General features: G+C 42.5%; 1 protein-coding gene. It reads right to left on the reverse strand.

The genetic code is table 11. From position 1 onward, the window contains the following. Positions 1–26: 26 nt before the first annotated feature. On the reverse strand, positions 27–240 hold a 214-nt coding region (locus tag SB786_RS37495; protein ID WP_410731747.1), incomplete at its 5' end, for a lysozyme inhibitor LprI family protein.

Raw genomic sequence — 240 nt, forward strand, 5'->3', positions numbered from 1 at the left:
GAAACGGGGCGGTTAAAATAATCGAATTACTGACGTGCATCCGGGGTACTCAGCTCGTCAATTCTCGAATTCGTAATTTTCTCCATGCATGCGTAAAAATCAATGAAACGTATAGATGCCTCACCAATTTCATACACGTTCGCGTAGCATTGATTATCGCGATAATTTTGCCAGTTTATTTGTGCACGCTTGAAATACGGCAGCGCGACGGGGTTGTGATTTTTTCTAATTTCCATGTCG

It is taken from the genome of Burkholderia sp. SIMBA_062 (genome assembly GCF_046534765.1).
Lineage (GTDB): Bacteria > Pseudomonadota > Gammaproteobacteria > Burkholderiales > Burkholderiaceae > Burkholderia > Burkholderia ambifaria.